This window comes from Delftia sp. NA_296.1 (assembly GCF_052692095.1).
This window is the reverse complement of record NZ_JBQZGF010000013.1, coordinates 56,052-77,426: the sequence shown is the minus strand read 5'-3', so window position 1 is coordinate 77,426 and position 21,375 is coordinate 56,052. Positions and strand designations below refer to the sequence as shown.

The 21,375-nt window shown below is 69.0% G+C and carries 17 protein-coding genes; 12 read left to right on the top strand and 5 right to left on the bottom strand.

The genetic code is table 11. From position 1 onward, the window contains the following. Positions 1–149 precede the first annotated feature (149 nt). Positions 150–1,601, bottom strand: a complete 1,452-nt coding sequence (locus ACUTR7_RS26225) for an aminotransferase-like domain-containing protein (RefSeq protein ID WP_445610179.1) — start codon at positions 1,599–1,601, stop codon at positions 150–152. 227 nt (positions 1,602–1,828) lie between these two features. Between ACUTR7_RS26225 and ACUTR7_RS26220 the strand changes: the two genes are divergently transcribed. The 5 genes from ACUTR7_RS26220 (at position 1,829) to ACUTR7_RS26200 (ending at position 6,896) form a co-directional block, all read left to right on the top strand. After that, complete coding sequence (locus ACUTR7_RS26220) at positions 1,829–2,431, top strand: LysE family translocator (RefSeq protein WP_034398013.1); 603 nt, start codon at positions 1,829–1,831, stop codon at positions 2,429–2,431. A gap of 233 nt (positions 2,432–2,664) precedes the next feature. Beyond that, positions 2,665–3,843: an aminotransferase-like domain-containing protein gene (locus ACUTR7_RS26215; protein WP_034398011.1), complete on the top strand. Its 1,179-nt coding sequence runs from the start codon at positions 2,665–2,667 to the stop codon at positions 3,841–3,843. 224 nt (positions 3,844–4,067) lie between these two features. Continuing rightward, positions 4,068–5,027, top strand: coding sequence for a PhzF family phenazine biosynthesis protein (locus tag ACUTR7_RS26210; protein ID WP_445610178.1), 960 nt, complete (start codon positions 4,068–4,070; stop codon positions 5,025–5,027). Between the two features lie 91 nt (positions 5,028–5,118). Beyond that, on the top strand, positions 5,119–5,802 hold the full coding sequence (locus ACUTR7_RS26205) for a histidine phosphatase family protein (protein ID WP_034398008.1): 684 nt from the start codon (positions 5,119–5,121) through the stop codon (positions 5,800–5,802). A gap of 119 nt (positions 5,803–5,921) precedes the next feature. Further along, a complete protein-coding gene (locus ACUTR7_RS26200; RefSeq protein ID WP_043822598.1) occupies positions 5,922–6,896 on the top strand; it encodes a Bug family tripartite tricarboxylate transporter substrate binding protein in 975 nt (324 codons plus the stop codon). 347 nt (positions 6,897–7,243) lie between these two features. On the opposite strand, the gene ACUTR7_RS26195 is transcribed toward ACUTR7_RS26200, so the two are convergent. Then, positions 7,244–8,107: a creatininase family protein gene (locus ACUTR7_RS26195; protein WP_445610177.1), complete on the bottom strand. Its 864-nt coding sequence runs from the start codon at positions 8,105–8,107 to the stop codon at positions 7,244–7,246. A 41-nt stretch (positions 8,108–8,148) separates the two neighbouring features. Continuing rightward, entirely contained in the window at positions 8,149–9,126 is a 978-nt protein-coding gene (locus ACUTR7_RS26190; RefSeq protein ID WP_445610176.1) for a Bug family tripartite tricarboxylate transporter substrate binding protein, read from the bottom strand. 214 nt (positions 9,127–9,340) lie between these two features. Here ACUTR7_RS26190 and ACUTR7_RS26185 point away from each other — a divergent pair, with 214 nt between their 5' ends. The 4 genes from ACUTR7_RS26185 (at position 9,341) to ACUTR7_RS26170 (ending at position 14,344) form a co-directional block, all read left to right on the top strand. Further along, positions 9,341–11,611, top strand: a complete 2,271-nt coding sequence (locus tag ACUTR7_RS26185; protein WP_445610175.1) for a protein-disulfide reductase DsbD family protein — start codon at positions 9,341–9,343, stop codon at positions 11,609–11,611. A 193-nt stretch (positions 11,612–11,804) separates the two neighbouring features. Further along, positions 11,805–12,338, top strand: coding sequence for a hypothetical protein (locus ACUTR7_RS26180; protein WP_013800334.1), 534 nt, complete (start codon positions 11,805–11,807; stop codon positions 12,336–12,338). 238 nt (positions 12,339–12,576) lie between these two features. After that, positions 12,577–13,848 carry a Na+/H+ antiporter NhaA gene (gene nhaA, locus ACUTR7_RS26175; RefSeq protein ID WP_445610174.1) on the top strand — a complete coding sequence of 424 codons (1,272 nt, stop codon included), beginning with the start codon at positions 12,577–12,579 and terminating at the stop codon, positions 13,846–13,848. A 28-nt stretch (positions 13,849–13,876) separates the two neighbouring features. Next, positions 13,877–14,344: a CoA-binding protein gene (locus ACUTR7_RS26170; RefSeq protein ID WP_238001666.1), complete on the top strand. Its 468-nt coding sequence runs from the start codon at positions 13,877–13,879 to the stop codon at positions 14,342–14,344. A gap of 255 nt (positions 14,345–14,599) precedes the next feature. On the opposite strand, the gene ACUTR7_RS26165 is transcribed toward ACUTR7_RS26170, so the two are convergent. Further along, on the bottom strand, positions 14,600–15,433 hold the full coding sequence (locus ACUTR7_RS26165) for a GNAT family N-acetyltransferase (RefSeq protein WP_043780457.1): 834 nt from the start codon (positions 15,431–15,433) through the stop codon (positions 14,600–14,602). Between the two features lie 307 nt (positions 15,434–15,740). Between ACUTR7_RS26165 and ACUTR7_RS26160 the strand changes: the two genes are divergently transcribed. Continuing rightward, positions 15,741–17,573 (top strand): methyl-accepting chemotaxis protein, encoded by a 1,833-nt coding sequence (locus ACUTR7_RS26160; RefSeq protein ID WP_199136190.1) that lies wholly within the window; start codon positions 15,741–15,743, stop codon positions 17,571–17,573. Between the two features lie 19 nt (positions 17,574–17,592). Here ACUTR7_RS26160 and ACUTR7_RS26155 read toward each other — a convergent pair whose 3' ends face one another. Continuing rightward, on the bottom strand, positions 17,593–18,411 hold the full coding sequence (locus ACUTR7_RS26155; protein WP_180288352.1) for an IclR family transcriptional regulator: 819 nt from the start codon (positions 18,409–18,411) through the stop codon (positions 17,593–17,595). A gap of 149 nt (positions 18,412–18,560) precedes the next feature. Between ACUTR7_RS26155 and ACUTR7_RS26150 the strand changes: the two genes are divergently transcribed. After that, positions 18,561–19,526 (top strand): MBL fold metallo-hydrolase, encoded by a 966-nt coding sequence (locus ACUTR7_RS26150; RefSeq protein WP_013800328.1) that lies wholly within the window; start codon positions 18,561–18,563, stop codon positions 19,524–19,526. 132 nt (positions 19,527–19,658) lie between these two features. Beyond that, positions 19,659–21,350 carry an FAD-dependent oxidoreductase gene (locus ACUTR7_RS26145; RefSeq protein WP_047327018.1) on the top strand — a complete coding sequence of 564 codons (1,692 nt, stop codon included), beginning with the start codon at positions 19,659–19,661 and terminating at the stop codon, positions 21,348–21,350. The last annotated feature ends 25 nt before the right edge of the window (positions 21,351–21,375 follow it).

Sequence of the window (21,375 nt, the reverse complement as noted above, 5' to 3'; positions counted from 1 at the left end):
GGGACGACACCCTCGCGGCGGGGCGGCGCTTGCTCGGTGTCCCTCGCTTTGGGGCGCGCCGTTTTTTGGCGCTGCACATCTGATCAGCGCTCGCGGGTCGATGCTGCTTCAGTCCCCTTCCCTTCCTTCTTCCTCTCCCATTCCTTTTTCTATGCGCTGCCGCGCATGGCCTGGACTTCGCGCTCGAAGATGCGCCAGAAGGCGGGTTCCTGCGTCGTGGCGAAGTTGATGCGCATGCAGGTGCTGGGCTGGCGGCCGGCGTGGAACATGGCACCGGGGGCGATGAAGTAGCCGGCGTCCAGCAGGCGCTGGGCCAGGGTTTCGGTGTCCACGCCGGTGTCCACCCAGCCGCACATGCCGGCCGGCTCGGCCGCGAAGCGGGCTCCTGCCTGCTGGGCCAGTGCCACGCTGCGCATGCGGGCCTGGGCCAGGTGCTGGCGCAGGCGCTCGGCATGGCGGCGCAGCTGGCCCTGGTCCATGCAGTGGGCCAGGGCGCGTTCCATCAGCGAGGGGGTGGTGAGCGTGGACAGCAGCTTGGTGTCCACCAGGCGCTCCACCAGGGCGGGCGGGGGCGCCAGGTAGCCCACGCGCCAGTTGGGCGCCAGCAGTTTGGCGAAGCCGCTCACATAGATGCTGTGGCTGAGGCGGTCCAGCACGGTCATGCGCGCGGCGTGGTCGGGCGCGATCTCGCCATAGGTATCGTCCTCCACCACGTAGAAGCCGAATCGCCGCGCCAGCTGCAGCACCTCGTGGGCGCTGGCCGGTGACAGGCTGTAGCCGGTGGGGTTGTGCAGCACGCTCACGCTGACGTAGAGCTTGGGTGCGCAGCTTTCGCAGTAGCGCTGCATCACGGCCAGGTCCGGCCCGTCGGGGCCGCGCGGCACGGGCAGCACGCGCATGCCCAGCGATGCCAGGCGCGCGAATTCCACGGCCCAGCCGGGCTCCTCCACCATCACCGGATCGCCCGGCTGCAGCAGGGCGCGGCTGACCACATCCAGCCCATGCGTTGCACCCATGGTGGTGATGATGTGCTGCGGCGCCGCCGCAATGCCCAGGCGCGCCAGGCGCCGCGACAGTGCCTCGCGCAGGCCGATGTCGCCCAGCGGGTCGCCGTAGCCCACGCAGGAGTCGTGCAGGGACTTGCCCGAGCAGGCCTTGCGCATGGCCGCCGCCAGGAAGCCGGCCTCCAGCCACTCGGCCGGCAGCACGCCCGCCCCGGGCTGCGGCCTGCCGCCCACGCTCTGGTGGAACATGCCGCGCACCAGCATGGAGGCATTGATGCGCGTGCCCTTGGGCACGCCAGGGGCCTCCTCGGCGGGGACCGCACGGGCCTGTTCGGGCTGCAGCAGCGGCGCATCCTGCACGAAGTCGCGCACGAAGAAGCCGCTTTGCGGCCGCGCCTCGACCAGGCCCTGGGCCTGCAGCAGGTCATAGGCGGCCACCACCGTGTGCGTGCTCACGCCCTGCTGGCGCGCGCATTCGCGAACCGAAGGCAGGCGTGCGCCCGCAGGCAGCAGCCGCATGCGGATGCGCTCGCCCAGGCGTTCGGCCAGCTGGGTGCTCAGGGTCTGCGGCGCCAGCCGCGAGAGGGGAACGGTCATACGGAAACGGGTGTGAACGGCTGCGAACGACTGCGAAGGGGTCACCAGAAAGTCACTGTATCGGGATAGGCACCAATACAGAACATGCAATTGAGGGTCCAACTGTATTGGCACTGTACAGGTCTTGCACCTATATTTCATGCATTCGTGCTGCGGAGAAGGCCTGCCGTGCCCTCCTCCCCAACAGCCCCTGCCGCCTGTATGGAGACCTTCGGGGCCACCGCCTCATGCCACCGTCCGAACTCACCGCCTTGCTGCTGCTCGCCGCTTCCATGAGCTTCAGCCCCGGTCCCAACACCACGCTGTCCACGGCCCTGGCCGCCAACCACGGCCTGCGCCCGGCGCTGCGCTTCGTCCTGGCCGTGCCCGTGGGCTGGTGCGTGCTGCTGGTGCTGAGCACGGCCGGCGTGGGCGCGGCCATTGTCGCGGCGCCGCTGCTGCTGTGGCTGGTCAAGGCCGCCGGCATCGGCTACCTGCTGTGGATGGCCTGGCGCCTGAGCCGCAGCGCGCAGATGGCTTCGCTGCAATCGCCGCAGCAGCTGCAGGTGGGCTTCTGGCAGGGCGTGGGACTGCAATTCGTGAACATCAAGGCCTGGCTGCTGGCCCTGGCCATCGTGGCCGGCTGGCTGGCCGGGCGCGACGACCTGACCGAGCGCCTGACCGTGGTGCTGCCCGTCATGGCCGCCTATGCCTTTTTCAGCAATCTGCTGTATGCCTGCGTGGGCGCACTGCTGCGCCACTGGCTGGCCCAGGGACGCAGGCTGCTGTGGTTCAACCGTGCCATGGCGACCATGCTGGCGCTGACGGCGATGTGGATGGTGGCCGCATGAGGGTCCTCCATCCACGCCCAGGCAAAGGCCGTACTGGCCTGCCCAGCTATTGAAGGGAGGATGCGCAGACCCTTCACGCCCGCGACAAAATACCCTCATTGCCGGCGCAAGAGCGAGCGCACTATCCGCACTCCGCTCTTCACATGCGGCCGGCCCGTGCCCCACGACGGCATGGCAATCCACACCAACCCGCCCGCATGGCGGGCACCGCAAGACCTGGAACTGTTTTTTTTATGACGACCTGGACGCTGGCAGACCGTGCTGCCAAGATGAACCCCTCCGCCATCCGCGAAATCCTCAAGCTCACCGACCGTCCCGGCATCATCAGTATGGCGGGCGGCCTGCCCTCGCCGCTGGCCTTCCCGCTGGACGAGTTCACCCAGGCCTGCCAGACCGTGATGCAGCGCGATGGCGCCTCGGCCCTGCAGTACGCCACCAGCGAGGGCTTCGCCCCCCTGCGCCAGGCCGTGGCCGACTTCCTGCCCTGGGAAGTGGACCCCGACCAGGTGCTGATCACCACGGGTTCGCAGCAGGCGCTGGACCTGATCGGCAAGGTCTTCCTGGACCGTGGCAGCCGCATGCTGGTCGAAAAGCCCACCTACCTGGGCGCGCTGCAGGCCTTTGCACCGCAGGAACCGATTCCCGTGGGCGTGGACAGCGATGACGACGGCATCCTCGTCGAGGACTTCGCCGCCAAGGCCGGCACCGGCGCCGACAAGGCCCGCCTGGCCTACGTGCTGCCCAACTTCCAGAACCCCACAGGCCGCACCATGGCCGAGGCACGCCGCCAGGCCCTGGTGGACAAGGCGCGCGAACTCAACATCCCGCTGATCGAGGACAACCCCTACGGCGACCTGTGGTTCGAGCAGGCCCCTGCCCTGCCGCTGGCCGCGCGCAACCCCGAAGGCGTGATCTACCTGGGCTCGTTTTCCAAGGTGCTGGCCCCGGGCCTGCGCATCGGCTTCCTGGTGGCGCCCAAGTCCGTCTACAACAAGCTGCTGCAGGCCAAGCAGGCGGCCGACCTGCACACCCCGGGCTTCAACCAGCGCGTGGTCTCCGAGGTCATCAAGGACGGCTTCCTGGACCGCCATGTGCCCACCATCCGCGCCATGTACAAGCGCCAGCGCGACGCCATGCTGGCCGCGCTGGAACGCGAAATGGCCGGCCTGGACGTGCAGTGGACCCGTCCCGTGGGCGGCATGTTCCTGTGGGTTCGCCTGCCCAAGGGCATGGATGCGCAAAAGCTGCTGCCCGCCGCCGTGGAACGCGGCACGGCCTTCGTGCCCGGCGCGCCGTTCTATGCGGACGAGCCCCAGGCCAACACGCTGCGCCTGTCCTACGTGACCGTGTCGGCCGAGCAGATCGACAAGGGCATCGCCGCCCTGGCCGACGCCATCCGCTCCACGATGTAAACCACCCCCTGAGCGGCTAGCGCCGCTTCCCCCTCTCTACTTGCTTCGCAAGGGAGGGGGACGACGCCCTCGGCTAGGCGCCCCCGCCGTGAGGCGGCTCTTGCTCGGCGTCCCTGGTGTTTGGGCCAGTTACCTGCTTGGGCCAGGGGGAAGCCGACACGCAGTCGAACCAAAGTCCGGCTTGCTGTCGGCTTTTCCATCCTCCCTTCCATCTGCCCATTGCCATGACACCTGCATACGTCTCCCGCCAGCGCCCCTTCATGACCGTGGACGTGTTCACGGCACGGCCCTACCTGGGCAATCCGCTGGCCGTCGTGCTCGACGCCATCGGGTTGACCGATGCGCAGATGCAGTCCTTCGCGGCCTGGACCAATCTGTCGGAGACCACCTTCGTGCTGCCTCCCACCGAAGCGGGCCGCGCTGCAGGCGCCGACTACCGCGTGCGCATCTTCACGCCGGGCGGCGAGCTGCCCTTTGCCGGCCATCCCACGCTGGGCAGCTGCCATGCCTGGCTGGCGCAGGGCGGCGTGCCGCAGCAGGCGCAGCGCATCGTGCAGGAGTGCGCCAAGGGGCTGATCGGCATCGAGCGCCAGGACGGGCGCCTGGCCTTCCAGGCACCGTCCACCGACATCAGCGACGTGGAGCCCGGCCTGCTGGATGATGTGGCGGCCGCGCTGGGCGCAGAACGCGGCCAGATCCTGCGTGCGGCCTGGCTGGACAACGGCCCGCGCTGGATGGGCGTGCTCTTCGAACACCCCGACCAGGTGCTGTCGCTGGAGCCCGACCATGCAAGGCTCAAGGCGCTGAGCACCAAGGTGGGCGCCTGCGCGTTGTACGAAAGCGCGCAAGATGCACCGGCACTGATCGGCCGCAGCAGCCGCGAGGCCCGCGCCTTTGCCACGGGCCAGCGGCCAGCCGCAGCCCAGGCGGATGCCGCCCCCAGCCTGGAAGTGCGCGGCTTCGCCAGCCCCGTCGGCGTCACTGAAGACCCCGTCACCGGCAGCCTCAACGCCAGCCTGGCCCTGTGGCTGCGCGGCGAAGGCCTGCTGCGCGCGCCCTACATCGCCAGCCAGGGCTGCTGCGTGGGGCGCGACGGTCGCGTGCATGTCAGCGAGGACGCGCAGGGCGCGCTGTGGATAGGCGGCCATGTCGTGGAATGCGTGAGCGGCCAGGTGCTGTTGTAGAGCCTGCCGGGTTGCCGGAATCTGTCGCCAAGGCGGCAGCCAGTCGCCCGCAGGACAAACGCCAGCGCCAGCGCTGGCCACAATCCGCGCCATGGGAACCCTCTATCTTGTGCGCCATGGCCAGGCCTCGTTTGGTGCCGAAGACTACGACCAGCTCAGCGAGCGCGGCACGGCGCAGTCGCAAAGGCTGGGTGCCTACTGGCGCGAACGCGGCCTGCGCTTCGACGCGGTCTACACGGGCACGCTGCGCCGCCATGCGCAGACGCTGGCCGGCATCGCCGACGGCCTGGGCAGCCTGCCTGCCGAGCAGCACCGCACCCAGGCGCTTGCAGGCCTCGATGAATACGACAGCGGCGCGCTGCTGCAGGCCATCCATCCGGCGCCCCTGCCCAAGCCCGACACGCCCGAGCTGTACCGCCACCACTTCCGCCTGCTGTGCGATGCCCTGGCCCAGTGGATGGCCGGCACCATCAGCCCCAAAGGCATGCCCAGCTGGGATGATTTCTCTGGCGGCGTGCGCCAGGTGCTGGAGCGCGTGCGCCACGAGCATGCCGACGAAAACGTGCTCCTGGTCAGCAGCGGCGGCCCCATCTCCACGGCCGTGGGCCATGTGCTGGGCACCTCGCCCGAGGTCACCATTGCGCTGAACATGCGCATCCGCAACAGCGCCGTGACCGAGTTCACCACCAGCCCCAAGCGCCTGATGCTGCAGACCTTCAACACGCTCAACCACCTGGACACGGACGAGCACCGCAGCTGGATCACGCACGCCTGATACGGCACCGGCAAGGCTGTCACACAGCTATCGCGCCAAGGCATAGCAGCCAGAACACGGGCGCTCTGGGCCGGCCTGCGCTTTTGCGCCAAACTCGCCGGCCAGGAGACAAAAGACCCATGAACAAACGCCGTTTCACGCGCAGCGCCCTGGCCTGCGCGGCCCTGCTGCTGGCCGCCATCACCAGCCAGGCCCAGCCCCTGTCGAACAAGCCCATCCGCATCGTCGTGCCCTTTGGCGCAGGCGGCGTGGCCGACGTCACCTCGCGCGTCGTCGCGCAAAAACTGGCCTCGCAGCTGGGCCAGCCCGTCATCATCGACAACAAGCCCAGCGCAGGCGGCATCGTCGCGGCCGACACCGTGGCCAAATCCGCGCCAGATGGACACACGCTGTTCCTCATGTCCAACGGCAGTGCCGTCACCGTGGGGCTGTTCAACCAGCTGCCCTTCGACATGGTCAAGGACTTCACGCCGATTTCCACCCTGGGCTACTTCGACATCGGCGTGCTCACCGCCAGCGACTCGCGCTTCAAGAACCTGGGCGAGCTGGTGGCCTGGGCCAAGGCCAACCCCGGCAAGCTCAACATCGGCAGCATCGCCATCGGCAGCACCCAGCACCTGGCCGCCGAACTGTTCAAGACCACCGCCGGCATCGACGCCCAGATCGTGCCCTTCAACGGCACCCCTGCCGTGGTCACGGCCCTGCGCGGCAAGCAGATCGACGCGGCCGTGGAGATCCTCACGCCCATCATGGGCCAGATCAACTCCAAGGCCGTCAACCTGCTGGCCATCACCGGCGACAAGCGCTCGGCCCTGCTGCCCGGCGTGCCCACGGCCCAGGAGTCAGGCGTCAAGGGCTTCGTCGCCTCCTCCTGGAACGCCCTGGCCGCCCCCGCCAAGACCCCTCCGGAAATCATCGCCCGCCTGAACAAGGAAATCGCCGCCGCCGTGAACTCTCCCGAAGTCACGCAGAAACTGCGCGAAATGAACGTCCAGGCCCAAGCCAGCACGCCCGAGCAGACCGCGCAATTGCTGCAGTCGGAAATCAAGCGCTGGGGCGACGTGATCGTCCAGGCCAAGATCCCCAAGCAATAAAGGAATAGGCCGAGCGAAGCAAAGGCCCGAGCAAACTCCCCGCATGTCAGCGCCTGCGTCGTGGCGGTTGCGGGGTTGCAGTCCTGCCGAAGGACAGGACTGCTTCGTGATCTGACTCGCCGTGATGTTTGAACGTAGCGCGCAGCGCGAAGAGAGTTTCACGGCGAACCCCGCAACCGTCACGGCGCAGGTGGCCCCGCAGCGCAGCGAAGGGGTCGCGGACATTTGGGCGCATTTCTTTGCCTACTTTCTTGCTGCGCCGCAAGAAAGTAGGTCGGCCGCCGGGCCGAGACCCGGCCTCGAAAAACCACCACCCGGCAGGGTCCAAAAACGACCCCGCAACAAACCTACAACGGCTCCGGCGCCCGCCCCACCGTATCTGGTGCCAGTGCATGCATCTCCGAGAGCAACTGCACCAGCCCTCTAGCCGACGCCTGCACCATGGCTGCACCACGCTCGGCCGCAGCCCCGGCTGCATTGCCGACGGCGCCACAAACGTTGTAGTCCTCGATGGCCCAGCCCATCTTGGCGCTTCGCCCATTGCCCAGCAAGGCATGCCGCTGCGCCCTATCCTCCGAAGTGGAATGAAAGTCCCGCGCATGCTCCATGCGCACGGTCTCCGGCGCCAGGTGCAGCATCATCGACGTCTCCACCTCCCCGCCATGGATGCCGAAGCGGTGCTCATGCGCGCTGAACTGCGCATTGGCCGCATCGTCCACCAGCCCGAACCAGCTGCTGCTGTAGACCAGCAGGCCATGGCGCATGCGCAGCTCGCGCGCCACGATGTCCATCACGCTGACCTGGCCGCCATGGCCGTTGAGCAGCAGCAGCCGGCGCACGCCGGCCCGCGCCACGCAGGCGCCCAGCTCGGTCCACAGCGCGATCACCGTGGCGGGCGACAGCGTCAGCGTGCCGGCAAAGGATTGGTGCTCCACGCTGAAGCCGATGTTCTGCGGGGGAAGGAACAGCGCGGGCAGCTCGGGCGGCAGTAGCGGCAGGGCCGCATCGATCACACCCTGCAGCAGGCGGGCGTCGACGGACATCGGCAGGTGCGGACCGTGCTGCTCCACGGCGGCCACGGGCAGCACGGCGATGGTTTCGGCAGCCAGGCCGCTGGCCTGGGCCTGCGCAAAGTCGCGTGCAGAGGCCTCGGCCCACCAGCGGGAAGGCCAGGCGCCGGGGGATATCTGTTCGGGCGGGGAGTCTTGCATGGCCCGATATTAGGGCCATCCATGGGCTGCCGGAGCCCTCCTCACTCGGCCTTGAAGTTGGATTCCTTGACGATGCGTTTCCAGCGCTCGTTGTCCGACTCGATCAGCCGCGCGAACTCCTCGGGCGTTCCCCGGCGCGGCACATAGCTGTAGCTGCGCAGCTTGGCCAGCACGTCGGGCATCTGCATGACCTTGTCCATCTGCTGCGCGAGCTGGGCCACGATGTCGCGGGGCGTGCCCTTGGGCGCCAGCAGGCCCGACCAGGAACTGAAGCCCATGCCGTCCACGCCGGCCTCCTTGATGGTGGGCACCTGGGGAAAGACTTCGGCGCGCTGGGGCAGCAGCACGGCCAGCGCCTTCACCTTGCCCGTGCGGATCATCTCCACCGAGGTGAAGGAGTCGAACGAGAAATCCACCTCGCCCGCCACCACGGCCTGCATCTGCGGCGCCGTGCCCTTGTACTGGGCGTTGACGATGCCCGGCGCGCCAATCACCTTCTTGAACTGCTCGGTGATCAGCGAAATCATGCTGCTGCCCGAGGACACGCTCAACGGCTTGCCCTGTTTGGCCATGGCGACCAGCTCCTGCAGGCTGTTCACGGGCAGGTCCTTGCGTGCGATGAGGACGAAGCCCACGTCGCACAGATGGCTGATGGGCTCGAAGCTGGACAGCGCCTCGTAGCTGGTCTTGTAGAGCACAGGGCTCAGCGTCTGCGCGCCGGCCGTGTTCATCAGCAGGGTGTAGCCGTCAGGCGTGGCGCGCGCGGCCAGTTCCGTGCCGATGACGCCATTGGCACCGCCCTTGTTGTCCACCACGAAGGACTGGCCGGTCAGCTCCCCGAGCTTTTGCATGGCCAGCCGCGCCACCACGTCGGTGGTGCCACCGGCGGGAAAGGGCACGATCACGCGCACAGACTTGTCGGGATAGGCGGCTGCCGCGCTTGCGAGCTGCGGTAGTCCCCAGGCTGCGGCCGCTGCCGCGCCAGCGGCCAGGAAGTGGCGGCGAGATGTCTCCTGCATGGCTTGTCTCCTTGTGTTGCTCTATCCCGGATGGGTGGCCGGTCCATGATGGGCAACGGACATATCGCCTGTCCAATACCAAGCGCCTATGCAACGATATCTTTTGCCAATCGTCCTGCAGCCGGCCACAGGCGATCTCTCTGGACGGCCCGCTACCATCGCAGCCTGCAGCCGGGGGAACCAAAGACCATGCCCCTGGCTCCCACAGTCCGCCATGCCGCACCAACCACCTCTTCGCCACACTGCCCCCCAGCACCTCGCCTTCTGGCTCCTAGCCTTTTTCCTTGCCGCCGCCAGCCTGCTTGCCACCCCTGCCGGCGCACAGCTGCGCCTGAAGACCGGCAGCGGGGCGGCCGCGGCCGTGGACACGCCACGCGTGCGGGCCGAGCTCGTGGCCCAGGCACCCGAAGGCGTTCAACCCGGACAGACGCTGTGGCTGGGCCTGCTGATCACCCATCAGCCCGAATGGCATACCTATTGGAAGAACGCCGGTGACTCCGGCCTGGCCACCGAGCTGAACTGGCAGCTGCCTGCAGGCCTGACGGCGGGCGAGATCCAGTGGCCCGTGCCCGAGGCGCTGCGCGTGGGCCCGCTGCTCAACTACGGCTATGAGGGCCAGGTGCTGCTGCCCGTGCCCGTGCAGGTGGCCGCCGACTTCAAGCCGCCCGCGTCCGGCATGCTGGACCTGCGCCTGCATGCGAACTGGCTGGTCTGCCGCGTGGAGTGCATTCCCGAGGAAGGCGATTTCCAGCTGCAGCTGCCCGTGCAGGGCAGTACGGCAGGCCAGGGTCAGGCCTTCACCCAGGCCTGGGCGCTCAAGCCCCAGGCACTGTCTGCGCCAGCCCAGGCCAAGGTAGTGCCGGCCAGCCAGCCAGCAGCAGAAGGCAGGACGCCCGACGAGCGCGTGCAGCTGCGCATCGAGGGCCTGCCGGAATCCCTGCAGGGCCGCACGCTGCACTTCTATCCCGAATCTTCCGACACCTTCCACCACGCGGCAGAACTGGGCAAGGACTGGCAGCAGCGCTGGGATGGCGCGGCCTGGGTGGCCGAGCTGCCGCTGTCCGACATGCGCGGCGACACTCCGGCCAAGCTGCCCGTGGTTCTGGCCCTGCCACCCGCCGAGCGCGCCGCAGCGCTGGAGCAGGGCCAGCCCGTGGCCTGGCGCGCCGAGGCCCCGGTCGAGGGCCGCTGGACGGCCGCCGCCATGGCCAGCGTTTCCCCCGCACTGGCCGCTGCCCTGGCGGCCAACCAGGCCGCTGCGCCTGCTGCCAGCGCCACCAGCCTCTGGATGGCCCTGCTCGGTGGCCTGGTGGGTGGACTGATCCTCAACCTCATGCCCTGCGTCTTCCCGGTGCTGGCCATCAAGATCCTGGGCTTTGCACGCCATGGACAGGACCGCCGCGCCCAGCGCCTGGGCGGGCTGGCCTATACGGCGGGCGTGGTCCTGTCCTTCCTGGCCCTGGGCGGACTGCTGCTGGCCCTGCGCGCGGCAGGCGAGCAGCTGGGCTGGGGCTTTCAGCTGCAGTCGCCGGCCATCGTGGCCCTGCTGGCAGCCCTGTTCACGCTGCTGGGGCTGAACCTGGCAGGCCTGTTCGAGTTCGGCTCCATGCTCCCCGGCCGCTGGGCTGCGGCCCATGCGCGCCATCCGGTGGCCGATGCCTTTCTGTCCGGCGTGCTGGCCGTGGCCATTGCCTCGCCCTGCACGGCGCCGTTCATGGGCGCCTCACTGGGCTTTGCCATCGACATGCCGGCCCTGCAGGCGCTGACGGTGTTCGCCGCCCTGGGCCTGGGCATGGCCCTGCCCTATCTGCTGGCCAGCTTCGTCCCCGCCGTGGTGCGCTGGCTGCCGCGCCCGGGCGCCTGGATGGATACCTTCCGCCGCGCCATGGCCTTCCCCATGTTCGCCACCGTGGTCTGGCTGGTCTGGGTGCTGGGGCACCAAAGCGGCATCGACGCCGCCACCGCGCTGCTGGCCCTGCTGCTGGCCTTCAGCGCCCTGGTCTGGACGCTGACGCTCAAGGGCCGCACGCGGGCCGTGCTGGCCACGCTGGCCGTGGTGCTGGCAGGTGCGCTGCTGGCCACCACCGCGCCCCTGATCACCACGCCTGCCCAGGCGGAGGGCACGGGCACGGCGTCCGCTGCAGGCGAGCGCTGGCAGCCCTGGTCGGCCGCCCGCGTGGCCGAGCTGCAGGCGGCGGGCAAGCCCGTGTTCGTGGACTACACGGCCGCCTGGTGCGTGACCTGCCAGGTCAACAAGCGCACCACGCTCAACCATGAGGAGGTGCTGGCCGCCTTCGACAAGCACGGCGTGACCCTGCTGCGCGCCGACTGGACGCGGCGCGACCCGGCCATCACCGCTGCGCTGCAGCAACTGGGCCGCAGCGGCGTGCCCGTCTATGTGCTGCATGCGCCGGGCAAGCCCCCGGTGGTGCTCAGCGAGCTGCTATCGAAGAACGAGGTACTTGGGGCGCTGGCCGCGCTTTGACGGCACGACCTCCTGGGACAAACCCCGATTTTGGGTAGGTCCCAGGCCTACATTTGTTGCAGCGCACGCCGTCCTAGACTGGATGCATCCGGGGAATACCGCAATCCGAACGCTAGGCGCCGCGGCTGCCGCCCGACTCCGGAGACCTGCCCGCGCGGCAACTGCCCGCCCTGCACGACACAGGAGGTGGGCCATGCATGCACTGATCACCCATTCGCACCCTTCGGGGGTGCACCATCGTTCACGCGGCAAGGGTTTGCTGCTGGCGCTGGGGCTTGCCAGCCTGGCCGTGGCGGGGATCGTCCTGCCCTTTGTCTGGGACCTGCTGGGCTTCGTCAACGGATTGCCCAAGATGGGATGGCTGCAGTCCATCCTGGCGGTCTCGCCGGTGTTCAGCTGGCTGATGATGTTCGCCTGGGGCCTGGCCGTTCCCGTGGCGCTGATCTATGCGCTGTACCACCCGCAGACCCATCCCTGGGGCAATGCCGCCATGGTGGCGGGCGCCATGTTCATCGCCGTCACCTGGTACGTGCACATGCCCGCCGCATCGCAGTGCACGGCGATGTACCCGCAGACCGGCATGGCCTGCTCGGTGCTGCAATGGGGCTTCAGCATGAGCCTGGGCGTGGCAACGGCGGCCTATGTGTTCCTGGTCTTCATGATTGCGCTGTCCTCGCTGGGCCTGCTGGCCGAATGCGTTGCGCGCAATGAGCCGCCCAGGCCCTGAATCCGCAGGGTCTTGCGCAAGCGTCCCGGCCGCCGATTTTTTGCCGCCGGGCCGCCCCAAGGCAAAAAACGGCCCCCTCGGGGGGGGCAGCGGACCTTGCGCAGCAAAGGGAGCGTGGGGGCTTCTTTTATAATGGCGGCTGGGTGTCCAGACCGCATGGGGCGGCAGGACAGGTGTTGATAGCGCAGGTCGGGCCGCCTGCGCACCGGGGCCGCAAGGCCCCTTTGCTGCTTTGCACATGAACACCTACACGACCCCGCGGCCGTCCGGCCCGCGCACGCCCCTTTTCCTGTCTTTCGCCGATCGCGTCGGCGCCTTCCTGTCCCGCTGGTCCCATGCCGAGGCCGCGGGCGGCATCGTGCTGCTGCTGGCTGCGGCCGCCGCCCTGGTCTGGGCGAACTCCGGCTGGGCCGGCTCCTATGAGGCGCTGTGGCACACGCCGCTGAGCGTGGGCCTGGGCCCGTGGCAGCTGTCGCAATCCCTGCATTTCTGGGTCAACGATGCGCTGATGAGCGTGTTCTTTCTCGTGGTCGGCATGGAGATACGCCGCGAGATGCATTCCGGCGCACTGGCCCAGCCGCGCCAGGCGCTGCTGCCCGTGATGGCCGCGCTGGGCGGCGTGGTGGCACCGGCCCTGATCTTCCTGGCCTTCAATGCCGCGCCGCCGCTGCGCAACGGCTGGGCCGTGCCCACGGCCACCGACATCGCCTTTGCCATGGGCGTGCTGGCCCTGCTGGGCCGGGGCCTGCCGCCCGCGCTGCGCGTGTTCCTGCTGGCGCTGGCCATCATCGACGACCTGGTGGCCGTGCTCATCATTGCGCTGTTCTATTCGGGCGGGCTGCAGTGGAGCCAGCTGCTGGTGGCCGCCGCCGGCCTGGCCGGCGTGTTCCTGCTGCAGTCGCTGGGTGTTCGCCGCGCCTGGGCCTATGTGCTGCCGGGCGCCGTGCTCTGGTGGGGCATCTGGCAGACCGGCGCCCATCCCACGCTGGCCGGCGTGGTGCTGGGTCTGGTGACGCCCGTGCACGCACTGGCCGGCCGCGAAAGCGCCGCGCCCGTGGAGCGCGTGCAGGCGGACCTGCATCCCTGGGTGGCCTTTGGCGTGATGCCGCTGTTTGCGCTGGCCAATGCCGGCGTGCCGCTGCAGGGCGCGGGCACCGCTGGCATTGATGTGGCGGGCACGTCGGCCGTGATGTGGGGCGTGGCCCTGGCCCTGGTGCTGGGCAAGCCGCTGGGCGTTCTGCTCAGCTGCTGGCTGGCCGTGCGCCTGCGGATGTGCGCGCTGCCGCCGGGCATGGGCTGGGGCGACGCGCTGCTGGCCGGCCTGCTGGCCGGCATTGGCTTCACCATGGCCATCTTCATCGCCACGCTGGCCTTTGACAGCGAGGCCCTGCTCAATGCCGCCAAGCTGGGGGTGCTGATGGCCTCGGCCACGGCCGCCGTGCTGGGCCTGGCCTGGGGCCTGGTGCTGCGCCGCCGCCATGCTGCGGCCGCGACAGTGCAGCCGGCCTGATCCGCATGCGCTGCGTACACTGCGGCGCATGAGTGATACAGCCACAGACTCCCGCCTGCGCGACATCCTCGTGCAGTGCCGCACCCTGGCCGTGGTCGGCCTGTCGCCGCAGCCCGACCGGCCCAGCCACCAGGCGTCGCAGTACATGCAGCGCCACGGCTACCGCATCGTTCCCGTGAACCCCGTGGTGGCACGCGAAGGCGGACGCATCCTGGGCGAGCCCGTCCATGCCAGCCTGGCCGACGCTGCGGCCGCGCTGGCCGCACAGGGCCTGCGCATCGACATGGTCGACTGCTTCCGAAAGAGCGAGGACATCCCGCCGCTGGCCGCCGAGGCCGTTGCCGTCGGCGCGCGCTGCCTGTGGCTGCAATTGGGCGTGGTCAACGACAAGGCCCTGGAACTGGCCCGCGCTGCGGGCCTGTGGACCGTGCAGGACCGCTGCGTGAAGATCGAGCACCAGCGCCTTCTGGCCGAGGCCCCAGCCGCTGCCCGGTAGCTCAGGAATTGCGCATGAAAAAGGCCGCAGCCCCTGAAAGGCTGCGGCCTGCAATTGGCGTGGACCAAGGCCCGGTCAGTCCGGTGCAGGTTACCTGCCTCCGTCCGGGTGTCTGCTTCAGCCCACATCCAGCATCATGCACGGTCTTTGTGACAGCCCTGTGATGCACATCACGGTCCGGCTCACTGCACAAGAAGCCGGATCCGCCCTCTCTTTCCGAAAATCCCCCGATTCCCCCCAAGCGCCGGGACGGCCTCAGCCACGCCGCGTGAACAGGCGCATGTAGCGCGAAGGCAGGTCCTGCATGCGCATCATGATGGGCAGGTCTGCCGTGTTGAAGTCGCTGTCCCAGGCCGGCGCGCCCAGCACCTTGGCGCCCGTGCGCAGATAGCCCTGGATCAGCGCGGGCGGCTCCACGCTCATGCCGCTGGTGCTGACCGATGCCAACTCCTCGGGCAGGGCCACGCGAGGACGCACCTGCAGCTCGGGCTCGGCCAGATGGGTCTGGCGCAGTTGCTGCCAGACGCGCGCCGGGCCCTCGCCGTGGGCCAGGCCCGGGTACTGCATGGGAATGCTGGCGCAGCCGACCATGGCGTCCAGCTGGTTGCGCTGCATGAATTCGGCCAGGGCGCCCCACAGCGCCAGGATCACGCCGCCCTGGCGGTGCGATGCATGCACGCAGCTGCGGCCCAGCTCCACCATGCGCGGGCGCCAGGCGTGCAGCGGGGCGAGGTCGAATTCCTGGTCGGAGTACAGGCCCCCGGCGCGCAGCGCCTGGGTGGGCGTGAGCAGGCGGTAGGTGCCGATGACCACGCCCTTGTCGGCATCGCAGACCATGAGGTGCTCGCAGAAATCGTCGAAGGCGTCGATGTCGTGTCCGGCCAGCGGCGTCTGCAGCACGGCGCCCATCTCGGCGGCGAACACCGCGTGGCGCAGGCGCTGCACCTGTCGCACTTCGTCAAGGTGCCGGGCCCAGCGCACGTCCAGCCGCAGCGGCTTGTCTGCGGCCTGGGGTGGCTGGAGAAGCGCGGAAAGCGGGGGCTTGGCGACGTCGATCGCCGCGTTGCGAAGGGTGTCCAGAACGTCCATATGCCCGCCTTCCTCGTCATGTTGGACGCAGTCGGTGACCTGCCTGTGCCACTCGGTTTGCCTGCGTGCCGCCATTGTGGAAAGCCGCCATGAAAGTCCCGCGACGGTTGCGTTACAGCAACATGTCACACCGCACTGCAATGGTGCACTGCAGCAAATCCCTCTATGACAGGTGTTGCGCGCAAGTTGGTGCACGCCATCCCAGGGTTGGCATGTCGTCAAGAATGAAACAAATTGTGCGTTAATGACAGGGCCGCACGCCCGGCCATCGCGGCTTGCGGAGTCCTCAGTCTTCCCTTGCCGCGCCATGCTCCAGACCCTTCGCTCCAAGATCCTTGCCATCAGCACAGCCACCGTGGTCGGCGCCCTTGCCATCACGGGGGCCGCCACGTACCACATCGTCCGCGGCAGCACGTTCCAGACCATCGAACAGGATCTGGATGCCATCACCGCAGGCAACACCATGGCCATCGACCAGTGGGTGGCCTCCAAGGCACGCGCCGTCAGCGCCGCCGCCGCCGTGATCGAGCATGGCGACCCGCAGGGCTTTGCCGCCCACATGGGCCAGGCCAGCGGCTTCCCCATCACCACGGTGGGCTGGCAGGACAAGACCTTCAAGTCCACCACCAGCACCCCGCCCGACTACGACCCCACGGCCCGCCCCTGGTACAAGAGCGCCGTGCAGGCCGGCAAGCTGACGCTGACCAAGCCCTATGGCGACTCCACCACGGGCGTGCCCTATGTGGCCTTCGTGGCGCCCATGCTGCGCGGCGGCGCGCTGCAGGGCGTGATCAGCGGCGCCGTGCCGCTGGAGGGCGTGCGCGAGGTGGTCTCCGCCATCCGCCCCACGCCCGGCAGCCTGGGCTTTGTGGTCAGCCGTGACGGCCAGGTGCTGGCGCATGCCGATGCCAAGCTGCTGCTCAAGCCCACCTCCGACCTCTCCGAGCTGCTGACGCCTGCCGCGCTGACCGCGCTGGCCAGCGCCACGGCGCCGCTGGAAGTGAACCTGGGCGGCAGCGCCAAGCTGCTCAAGGCCCGCCCCGTGCAGGGCACGGACTGGCTGCTGGTGGTGGCGCTGGACAAGGCCGAGGCCACGACCGGACTGCAAAGCGTGCTCAAGACGCTTGCCATCGCCATCGTGCTGCTGGCCTGCCTGGCCACGGCCGTGGCGGCGGCGCTGACGGCCCAGTCCTTCCGGCGCCTGTCGCAGGTGCGCGACGCCATGGACAAGATCGGCTCGGGCGGCGGCGACCTGACGCAGCGCCTGCCGGTGTCGGGCAATGACGAAGTGGCGCAGATCGCCTCGTCCTTCAACGGCTTCGTCGAGCAGATCGGCACCGTGCTCAAGGATGTGCGCAACGGCGTGGAGTCCATGAAGACCGCCACCGACGAGATCAAGCTGGGCAACCTGGACCTGTCCAACCGTACCGAGTCCTCGGCCAGCAGCCTGCAGGAGACCTCGGCCTCGCTGTCGCAGCTGACGGCCAATGTGCGCCAGTCGGCCGAGGCGGCCGCCATGGCCACGCGCCTGGCCCAGTCGGCCAGCAGCTCGGCCACCAAGGGTGGCGACGTGGTGGGCAGCGCCGTGAGCACCATGGACGACATCTCCAAGGCCTCGTCCAAGATCGGCGAGATCATCGGCGTCATCGACGCCATCGCCTTCCAGACCAACATCCTGGCGCTCAATGCCGCCGTCGAGGCAGCCCGCGCCGGTGAGCAGGGCCGGGGCTTTGCCGTGGTGGCGGCAGAAGTGCGCAGCCTGGCCCACCGCAGCGCGGCGGCCGCCAAGGAGATCAAGACCCTGATCGACGCCTCGGGCGCCAGCGTGGCCATGGGCACGGAGCGCGTGCGCGCGGCCGGCCAGACCATGGGCGAGATCGTGGACGGCATCCAGCGCGTCTCCCAGATCATTGTCGAGATCAACGGCGCCATGACCGAGCAGAGCGTGGGCATCGGCCAGATCAACCAGGCCGTGGCCGACATGGACCGCGCCACGCAGCAGAACGCCGCGCTGGTGGAGGAGTCCACCGCCGCATCGTCCGTGCTCAACGAGCAGGCCCACCACCTGTCGCGCACGGTGGCCGGCTTCACGCTGGAAGGGCGTGCGCCTGCCCGGGATCAGCTGCTGCTCACCAACTGAGCCGCAGCAAGCGACGGGCTCAGGCCTGGGCGGGCGCTCCCAGGCGCTGGGACAGGCTGCGCGCCTGGGCCTGCAGCAGCAGGGCCGGCCGGCCTTGCAGGTCCAGGTCCAGTGTGGCCGAAGGGCCGATGGCGGCAATGGCCAGCACCAGCTGGCCAAAGCCGTCGAACACCGGCACGGCCAGCGCGCTCACGCCTGACAGCAACTGGTTCTCCACGCGGCTCAGGCGGCTGGCGCGGATGGCGGCCAGCTCCTTTGCAAAGGCGGGCTCGTCCAGGCTGTGGCCTTCCGCGTCCAGCAGGGGCGCGATGCGCCCTGGCTCGCCAAAGGCCGCAAAGATCTTGCCCGTGGCCGTGTGGCGCAGCGATGCGGGCGTGCCGTGGCGCATGGCCACATAGACATGGGTGGGCCCCTCTTCCACGCGGATGATGGTCGGGCCCTGGCCGCTCCACATGGCAATCGACACCGTGCTGCCCACCTCCTGCGCCAGCGCGGGCAGCTCGGCAATCGCCAGGCGCACGGGATCGGCCTGCTGCAGGCTGATCAGTCCCATCTGTATGGCCAGCGGCCCCAGGCCGTAGTGGCCGCTGGCGCGGTCCTGCTCCATCAGGCCCAGCTTGCAGAAGCTCACCAGGTAAGGGTGGGCCTTGGCCGCCGTCATGCCGGCCTCGCGCGCCAGATCCTTCAGCGCCATGCGCCGGCCGGTGCGCGCCAGCGCCTTGAGCAGCTGGCCGCCGACCTCCACGCTCTGGATGCCGCGCGGGCCGCGCGCGGGCTCGTCATCGGCGCTGTCGGAGGGGAAGACGGGATCGTTCGGGGAGGAGGCGGCATCGGACATGGCAGGCATTGTGAAGGCTGGAACCCGAAGTTTGCGGCTCCGAGGGTTTTTCACTATGTCAAATGAATTGTTCAATGTTGAATTTTTCCCTAGCATTCAGGCATTCGATAAAAACAAATGCATTTGTCCATCTCAAAAGCAGGATGCCCATGACCACCAAGACCTTTGCCTCCGCCGCCGACCTCGAAATCAAGCAGGTCAGCTTCGACAAGCTCTCCGAGCACGCCTATGCCTACACGGCCGAAGGCGACCCCAACACCGGCATCATCATTGGCGACGACGCCGTGATGGTGATCGACACCCAGGCCACGCCCGTCATGGCCCAGGACGTGATCCGCCGCATCCGCGAGGTCACGGACAAGCCCATCAAGTACGTGACGCTCTCGCACTACCACGCGGTGCGCGTGCTGGGCGCCTCGGCCTTCTTCGCGGAAGGCGCCGAGCACATCATTGCCAGCCAGGACACCTACGACCTCATCGTGGAGCGCGGCGAGCAGGACAAGGCCAGCGAGATCGGCCGCTTCCCGCGCCTGTTCCAGAACGTGGAAAGCGTGCCCGACGGCATGACCTGGCCCACCCTGACCTTCACCGGCAAGATGACGCTGTGGCTGGGCAAGCTCGAAGTGCAGATTCTGCAGCTGGGCCGCGGCCACACCAAGGGCGACACCGTGGTCTGGCTGCCCCAGGACAAGGTGCTGTTCAGCGGCGACCTGGTGGAGTTCGGCGCCACGCCCTATGCGGGCGACGCCTACTTCCAGGACTGGCCGCACACGCTGGACGCCATCGCCGCCCTGCAGCCCGAAAAGCTGGTGCCCGGCCGCGGCGCCGCGCTGCAGACGCCGGCCGAGGTGCAGGCCGGCCTGGCCGGCACGCGCGACTTCATCAGCGACCTGTGGACCGAGGTCAAGGCCGGCGCCGATGCCCAGCAGGACCTGCGCAAGGTCTACGAGGCCGCCTTCGCCAAGCTGCAGCCCAAGTACGGCCAGTGGGTGATCTTCAACCACTGCATGCCCTTCGATGTGACCCGCGCCTATGACGAGGCCTCGGGCCACGCCGACCCGCGCATCTGGACCGCCGAGCGCGACCGCCAGATGTGGCTGGCGCTCGAAGGCTGATGCACGGCGGCGTCCGGGCCTGAACACCGGCACGCCCGCCCATCGCACCCGTCCGTGAACCGGCGCCCTGGCGCGCCGGCGGGGATGGCTGCGCCCTTTTTTCCACACTGCCCACGCCAGAGGACGAACACCATGTCCCACCCCGCCATCTCCCTGCAAGCGCTGCGCGGCAGCGGCGCAGACATACAGGCCATCCACATCCCCTACGAGCGCCATGCCGACCAGGACGCCGGTGCGGACACGCCTGCCCGGCATCCCGTGGTCATCGTCGGCGCCGGCCCCGTAGGCCTGTCGCTGGCCATCGACCTGGCGCAGCGCGGCCAGCGCGTGGTGCTGCTGGACAACGACTGCCGGCTGTCCACGGGCTCGCGCGCCATCTGCTTTTCCAAGCGCACTCTGGAGATCTGGGACCGCCTGGGCGTGGGCCAGCCCATGGTGGACAAGGGCGTGTCCTGGAACCTGGGCAAGGTCTTCTTCAAGGACCAGCCGCTGTACCGCTTCGACCTGCTGCCCGAGGACGGCCACGAGCGCCCGGCCTTCATCAACCTGCAGCAGTACTACGCCGAGGCCTACCTGGTCGAGCGCGCACTGCAGCTGCCGCTGATCGACCTGCGCTGGCACAGCAAGGTCACGGCACTGGAGCCGCAGGCCGAGGGCGCCCTGCTGACCGTGGAGACGCCCGACGGCAGCTACCGCATCGATGCGCAATGGGTCCTGGCCTGCGACGGCTCGCGCTCGCCGCTGCGCGGCCTGCTGGGCCAGGAAAGCCATGGCCGCATCTTCCGCGACCGCTTCCTGATCGCCGACGTGAAGATGCACGCCGAATTCCCCACCGAGCGCTGGTTCTGGTTCGACCCGCCCTTCCACCCGGGCCAGAGCGTGCTGCTGCACCGCCAGCCCGACGATGTCTGGCGCATCGACTTCCAGCTGGGCTGGGACGCGGACCCCGAGGAAGAGAAAAAGCCCGAGAACATCGTGCCGCGCATCCGTGCCCTGCTGGGCAAGGACGCGCCCTTCGAGCTGGAATGGGCCAGCGTCTACACCTTCGCCTGCCTGCGCATGGACCGCTTCGTCCATGGCCGCGTGGTCTTTGCGGGCGACAGCGCCCACGGCGTCTCGCCGTTTGGCGCACGCGGCGCCAACAGCGGCGTGCAGGATGCCGAGAACCTGGCCTGGAAGCTGGACCGCGTGCTGCGCGGCCAGGCCGATGCCTCGCTGATCGCCACCTACGGCGCCGAGCGCGAATACGCGGCCGACGAGAACATCCGCAACTCCACGCGCGCCACCGACTTCATCACGCCCAAGAGCGAGATCAGCCGCCTGTTCCGCGACGCCGTGCTGGACCTGGCGCGCGACCATGAATTCGCGCGCCGCATCGTCAACAGCGGGCGGCTGTCCGTGCCGGCCACGCTGCACGGCTCCGCGCTCAACACGCCCGACACCGACACCTTCGACGGAACGCAGCTGCCCGGCGCCGTGCTGGCCGATGCGCCCATGCGCCGGCCCGGCGCAGACGGCACGGCCTGGCTGCTGCGCGCTCTGGGACCGGACTTCACGCTGCTGCACTTCGGCCCCACGCCGGCCTGGGCGCAGGCGCTGCCCGGCGTGCTCAACCTGTCCATTGCGGCCGAGGGCGAGGCCCATGCGCACGGCGCCGACCTCATCGATGCGCGCGGCCTGGCGGCCAAACGCCTGGATGCACGCCCCGGCACCAGCTACCTGCTGCGGCCTGACCAGCATGTCTGCGCGCGCTGGCGCCGCCCCGACGAAGCCGGCGTGCGTGCCGCTCTCCAAAGAGCCTGCGGCGCCGCCGCCACGGCCTGAACCTCTTACGCCCCATCCACAGGAG